5 protein-coding genes and 1 pseudogene are annotated in these 6,262 nt (G+C 61.4%); 5 read left to right on the top strand and 1 reads right to left on the bottom strand.

Going from position 1 to position 6,262, the window contains the following annotated elements:
* Positions 1-254: pseudogene (locus EPO09_RS11195) on the bottom strand (ferritin-like domain-containing protein); the annotation flags it as partial.
* Between the two features lie 257 nt (positions 255-511).
* Here EPO09_RS11195 and EPO09_RS11190 point away from each other — a divergent pair.
* The 5 genes from EPO09_RS11190 to EPO09_RS11170 all read left to right on the top strand — a co-directional run.
* Positions 512-1,099, top strand: a complete 588-nt coding sequence (locus tag EPO09_RS11190; RefSeq protein WP_290643083.1) for a glutathione peroxidase — start codon at positions 512-514, stop codon at positions 1,097-1,099.
* A 472-nt stretch (positions 1,100-1,571) separates the two neighbouring features.
* Entirely contained in the window at positions 1,572-1,856 is a 285-nt protein-coding gene (locus EPO09_RS11185; protein WP_290643082.1) for a DUF3567 domain-containing protein, read from the top strand.
* Between the two features lie 137 nt (positions 1,857-1,993).
* Positions 1,994-4,159, top strand: coding sequence for an EAL domain-containing protein (locus tag EPO09_RS11180; RefSeq protein WP_290643081.1), 2,166 nt, complete (start codon positions 1,994-1,996; stop codon positions 4,157-4,159).
* Complete coding sequence (locus EPO09_RS11175; RefSeq protein WP_290643080.1) at positions 4,156-5,691, top strand: bifunctional diguanylate cyclase/phosphodiesterase; 1,536 nt, start codon at positions 4,156-4,158, stop codon at positions 5,689-5,691. The genes EPO09_RS11180 and EPO09_RS11175 overlap by 4 nt, the downstream gene beginning before the upstream one ends.
* A gap of 9 nt (positions 5,692-5,700) precedes the next feature.
* Positions 5,701-6,262: homocysteine S-methyltransferase family protein (locus EPO09_RS11170; RefSeq protein WP_290643079.1), on the top strand; the 562-nt coding region annotated here is incomplete at its 3' end.

Below are 6,262 nucleotides of genomic sequence, written 5' to 3'. Positions count from 1 at the left end.
ATCATCACCAGCGAGTGCTTCTGCTCTTCAAAGAACCATACGCTCATGAAGGCGCAGAAGTCGCTGTCATCGCGGTTGTCGCGCAGGAACATTTCCGTTGCAGGCAGGGCGGCCCACTCGGTGATGGCGTTCATCTTGATCGTCTGCGCCTGCTCATCACTGAGCAATGACGCATCAAAGCGATCCCAGGGGATGTCGGTGTCCATGTTCCAGCGGACGGTTTCGAGTTGCTTGAACAGTTCGGGATAAAGCATGGTGTTCTCCGTGGGGGCGCGCAGCAAGGCTAGGGGCCATTCGTGACGGCCATAAGTACGAATGTGGACAAAGCCGTGACAGTGCTGGGTGCGCGCGTCTGGCCTGAGCGATGCAACAACCATGCTGGCGGGCGTGGCACAGCACTTCAGTGCACACTGCCAGCCTGTCTTGATCCTGCCATTTGAAAATGCCCATGAAAGCCCGTGCCATGAACCTTGCTGCCTCGCCTGCTGTGTGTGCTTTGCGTGCTTTGTCCATGACCGGCTTGATCGCGCTGGCATCGGTGGGGGCCTCGTTGTCTGCTCACGCTGCGACAGCAGCGCCGGAAGCCGCGCCAACGGCCGCCAGCGACAAGGCCTGCCCCGCCTTGCTCAACAAGACCTTTCCTCGCCTGCAAGACGAGAAGCCTCAGTCCTTGTGCCAGTACAGCGGCCAGGTCATCCTGGTGGTCAACACGGCCAGCTATTGCGGCTTCACCAAGCAGTACAAAGGTCTGGAGGCGCTCTACAGCCAGTACAAGGACAAGGGCCTGGTGGTGCTGGGCTTTCCGTCCAACGACTTCGGCAGCCAGGAGCCCGGCTCGGCCAAGGAGATCGCTGCGTTTTGCGCCAACACCTATGGCGTGAAGTTTCCCATGTTCGCCAAGAGCCACGTGGTGGGCGATGAGGCCAACCCCCTGCACGCCGAGTTGCGCAAGGCCACGGGTACACGCCCCAAGTGGAACTTCTACAAATACCTGATTGGCCGTGACGGCAAGGCGCTCAAGGCCTACAGCAGCATGACCTCACCCGACGACCGCGAGCTCATCGAGGACATCGAAAAGCAACTGGCTGCGCGGCCATGAGCCTGAGTGGGGTGCCCGTTGTGCATTTCAACGGGCAAAAAAAACCCCGCCACGAAGGCGGGGCTGCGCAAACCCTGAATCTCTTTTTTGGACGATGACTTGTCTGGATCCGGTATCGGTGTGTCGCCAGAAGGCGCAACCTGTCTTGTTCTGTGTCCTTCCTGAAACCGTGTGACAGCACGTATTAAAAATGTAGAGCGTTCCGCCACGCGATATATCCCCCTGTGGGGGGATGACGCTGCAGCGCCAGGCATAGCGAATGCCAATTCCCCTGGGGCAGCCAAGCGCAGGTCGCGCATCACCACCTAAACAGGGGGGTGCTTGTGCACAAAGCCACGCGTTGAAGGAGGGCGGTTTGCTCGACCCTCAAGTTGGGGGATGACGACACCGATGGAGACGTCATGATGGGCTTGAGGTCGGGAAAACTGGCCTTACCTACAAGGCAAGCCTGAAGGACCACGGAGTATCGTTCATGCACATGCTTTACAACTCGGACAGCTATGCGGTCGTACAGATCGAGCTGCCCACATCCGATGTCACGCTGGCCGTGGAACACCACGCCAACAGCCTGACACGCGGCGGCTACGAAATCGTGGACAAGTTCGCCCGCAAGGAACTGTTCATCGAAGGTGCATTGGCCGAATCCTTCAAGGAAGGCGTCGAGGCCTTGATCGAGACATCGCCCAGCATTGAAGAGTTTGATGCCTATCTGGAGCGCTTTGCCGGCATGGCTCAACAGCCAGTCGTGATGCATTGACCACTTGTCAGTGATTTGTGAGCCCGTGAGGGCTCAAGTGAGCGCAGACCCTCGCCGATAACCGATCACGAATAAAAGTAAATGATCAGGTAAAGCGAGGTCCTCCTGGGAGGTAGGGCCTCTCAGGGGAAATGCGAATGTCTCATCTGTGGATGGAGCCGCATTACGACGCCACATCGCTGCTTGCAGCATGGGTGGTGGCCGTGTATGCGCTGTACTTGCAAAGCCTGGTGGTTCGCCGTGCGCGTGCCCATGACCGGGATACAGGATTTGCCTGGGTGCTGGGCGGCGCCGTTGGTGTCGGTACCGGCATCTGGGCGGAAGGTCTGCTGGGTCTGATTGCATTGCAACTGCCCGTGCAGCTCGGCTACGTGCAGGCGATTGTCCTGGCCTCCTGGTTGCCGGCGATGGTAATGAGCGCGGGCACGATCTGGATGCATTGCTATCGGCAATTGGGTGTCAGCATGCGGGTCACGGGCGGCGTGCTGGTGACCGCAGCCTTGTGCCTGCTGACCTTCATCAATGCTTCCGCCATGGTGTTGCAGCCCAAAGTCGAATGGGATGGCAACTACATCGCCAGCGCCGTGGTGCTCATGCTGGCCACCTGTGTCATCGGCTCCATCTTCATCCGCTGGGCCTTGCGCGGGCGCTTGAGCCACTGGCGAACGCTCGCTGTGGCCGTTGTTGTGGCCACCTTGTTCCGTGCCGGGCAGATGTTGATCCTCATGGGCATGAATGTGCCCGAGGCCGTTGTGTGCCTGAGTGCCGATCAGGTTTCGCCGGATTCAATGCGCTTCCTGCTGACCGTGCCCGTGCTGTTGCTGCTGGGCCTGGTGCACTTGGGTACCGTTCTGGATGACCGCGCCTTCCACAAACAGGAAGCCCTGAAGGCCTCGCTGGCGCAAGCCAAGGCCGCGCTGGAAGAAGCCGCTCAACAGGACGCCGCCACGGGCTTGCTCAACCGCCAGGGCTTTGAAAAGGCGCTGAGGCTGCAGCTGGAGAGCGAGGGCAGCGGCGACCAGGCCCTGAGTGTGTTCCGCCTCAACCTTGATGGCTTCAAGAGCCATGTGGAAACCTATGGCCCGGACATGGGTGACACGATCATCAGTTTCCTGGCCGGGCGTTTGCGCGCATTGGTCCGGGAGCGCGATGTGCTGGCGCGTTCCGATACCGATGAATACCTGCTTTTATGCCACGGCCTGAGCGACGAGCACCAGCTCGCGCAACTGGCCCAACGCCTGGGCGATGCGGTTCACGAGCCTTGTCTCATCAAGGATCAGGACATCTTGCTGAGTTGTTCCATTGGCATTGCGCACTTCCCGGCCAGTGCCAACGTGGATCAACTGCTGCATCACTCGCGAGACGCGATGCTGACGGCGCGCAAGGCTGGTGGTGGCGTTTACTGTGTGTACGAACGGGGCATGGACCATACCGGTCTCGATCAGGTCGAGATGCAGCGTGATCTGCGCCATGCGATCGAGCGCAACGAACTGACCTTGCACTTCCAGCCCAAACTGCGCGCCAGCGACAACGCCCTGGCTGGTGTCGAAGCCCTGCTGCGATGGACGCATCCTGTGCGTGGTTCGGTCAGCCCGGTTCAGTTCATCCCGGTGGCCGAGCGCTTCGGCCTGATCGGCGAGCTGGGCCTGTGGGTGCTCAACGAAGCCTGCCGCCATATCCGCATGTGGCATGAGGCCGGGCTCAATGTGCCTGTGGCCATCAACCTGTCGGCGCATCAGTTGCGCCAGCCTGATCTGGAGTTGCGCGTGCGCGATGCGCTCAAGCGCCACCGTGTGCCCGCTCGCATGTTGATCATGGAGATCACGGAATCGGCCGCCATGGACGACATCGACGCCTCCTTGCGCGTCTTCGACATGCTCGATGACATCGGTGTGCGCCTGTCGATTGACGACTTCGGGACGGGCTATTCCAGCCTGAGCTACCTGCGCCGCCTGCCTGCGCGCCAGCTCAAGATCGACCGCAGTTTTGTGAAGGATCTGGCATCCAGCCTGGATGCGCAGGCGATCGTGGAGGCGGTCGTGCGGCTTTCGCACGCGCTGGGCCTCAAGGTTGTGGCCGAAGGCGTCGAAACGCAAGAGCAGGCGCAGATATTGGCGCGTCTCCAGTGTGATGAGCTTCAAGGCTATTTGTTTGCCAAGCCCATGCCCGAGAGCGCCTTGCTGGCCTGGTTGGTTCAGCGTGGAACGAGCGTGCCCTCGGCCAATGAGGCGGTGCACGTCCACGCAGGTCTGGAAGAGGAAGACCGGCGTTGCTGGTCAGAGCTGGAGGCTGCTGGTTCATGAGCCCTGATCAACCGTCATCGATGCAATGGTGGTGGATGCTCGCCGCCCTTGTCGTGGTGGCGGTGTTGATGTCGATCCTGCGCGCCTGGCTGGACGCCCGCCAGAGAAGTGCCGATGCACAGCAAGGACATGGCCGTGCGCCGCCACCGGTTCCTGCACCCGATAAGCCGACGAATCAGGTTCTGGATCCGTTGACGGGCCTGTCCACGCGTTTGTGGCTGGAAGATCAGCTGGCCGCAGCCGTCATGCGCGCTGAAGCCCGCCAGCGCCACCTGGCCTTGCTCTACATCGATCTGGATGGCTTCAAGCCGGTGAACGATTCTTTTGGCTATGCCAGTGGCGACGCCTTGCTGCGTGAGGTCGGGCATCGCCTGGCCAGCATGGGCCGGGGCACGGACACCATTGCCCGAATGGGCGCGGATGAGTTCCTCATGCTGCTCGATGGCGATCCGGACAGCGCATCGGCAGCCTTGGTGGCTGATCGCGTGCGCCATAAACTTCAGATCCCGTACGTGGTGGCCGGGCGTGAGGTGCGTCTGTCGTGCTCCATTGGCATCGTGATGTATCCCGAGCACGGGCCACGGGCCAAGCTGATTGCCCGCGCTGATGCCGCCATGCTGGCCGCCAAGCATTCAGGCGGCAACATGCATTGCTTCTTCGATGCCAGCATGGACCACGATGCGCAAGGCACCATCGATCTGCAACGCGACTTGCGCCGTGCGATCGAAAGCCACACCGGCCTGGAGCTGTATTACCAGCCCAAGATCGATGGCCGCACAGGCGATCTCACCGGGGCGGAGGCCCTGCTGCGGTGGCACCATCCCGAGCGCGGCATGGTCAGCCCGGCGGTGTTCATCCCGATTGCCGAGCGCTTTGGCCTGATCGGCGCATTGGGGCAATGGGTCACGGACGATGCCTGTCGGCAGGTGCGGGCCTGGCTGGATCAGGGCTTGAGCATGCATGTGGCCATCAACCTGTCCGTGCACCAGTTGCGGCAATCCGATCTGGTTGAAAAGATCCAGGAATCACTGACCCGCTACAGGGTGCCGGCCGAGCTGATCACCTTCGAGGTGACCGAGTCGGCCGCGATGGAAGATGCCAAGGCTTCCCTGCGCATTTTCGAGCGCCTCTCGCAGATCGGCGTGCACTTGTCCATCGACGACTTTGGCACGGGTTATTCCAGTCTGAGCTATCTGCGCAAGCTGCCGGCCACCCAGCTCAAGATCGATCGCAGCTTTGTGCAGGATGTGGACAAGGAAGAAGACGCCAAGGCCATCGTGCGGGCGGTCATCAAGCTGGCGCATGCGCTGGGCTTGAGTGTGGTGGCAGAAGGCGTGGAGACCGAGGCCCAGCAAAGCATCCTGATGCGCCAGGGCTGCAATGAGCTCCAGGGATTTCTGTTTGCCAAGCCCATGCCTGCGAAAAACCTGTTCCTGTGGGCTTCAGGTGATGAGTTGCCATCCAGGCGGCCGAACTTCCACCCTTCGGTGTTTAACAAGGATGATGCGGACGCGAGCGGCACAAGCTCTTAAAATGGCTGGATGAACACGCCCGCCACCCTCGCGCCCGTCGCCCGCCGCCCCTATACCCGTGCAGCCCAGTTGCCGGACATCATGCGCCAGCGCATCGTCGTGCTCGACGGCGCCATGGGCACCATGATCCAGCGCTACAAGCTGGGCGAGGCCGATTACCGCGGCACCCGTTTTGCCGATCACGCCAAGGACCTCAAGGGCAACAACGAGCTGCTGCAGCTGACCAAGCCCGAAGTGATCCGCGAGATCCACGAGCAGTACCTGGCTGCCGGTGCGGACCTGATCGAGACCAACACTTTCGGTGCCACCACCGTGGCCCAGGACGACTACGACCTGCCCGAGCTGGCTTACGAGATGAACGTGGCTGCCGCCCGCCTTGCCCGCGAATGCTGCGACAAGTACAGCACGCCGGACAAGCCCCGTTTCGCCGCCGGCGCCATCGGCCCGACCCCCAAGACCGCCAGCATCAGTCCGGACGTGAACGACCCCGGCGCCCGCAATGTGGATTTCGACACCCTGCGCCAGGCCTATTACGACCAGGCCAAGGCCCTGATGGAGGGGGGTTGTGACG

The sequence above is a fragment of the Aquabacterium sp. genome (genome assembly GCF_004297345.1).
Classification (GTDB): domain Bacteria; phylum Pseudomonadota; class Gammaproteobacteria; order Burkholderiales; family Burkholderiaceae_C; genus Aquabacterium.
Note: the sequence above shows the minus strand (reverse complement) of the source record. Positions and strands in the feature narration are given on the sequence as shown.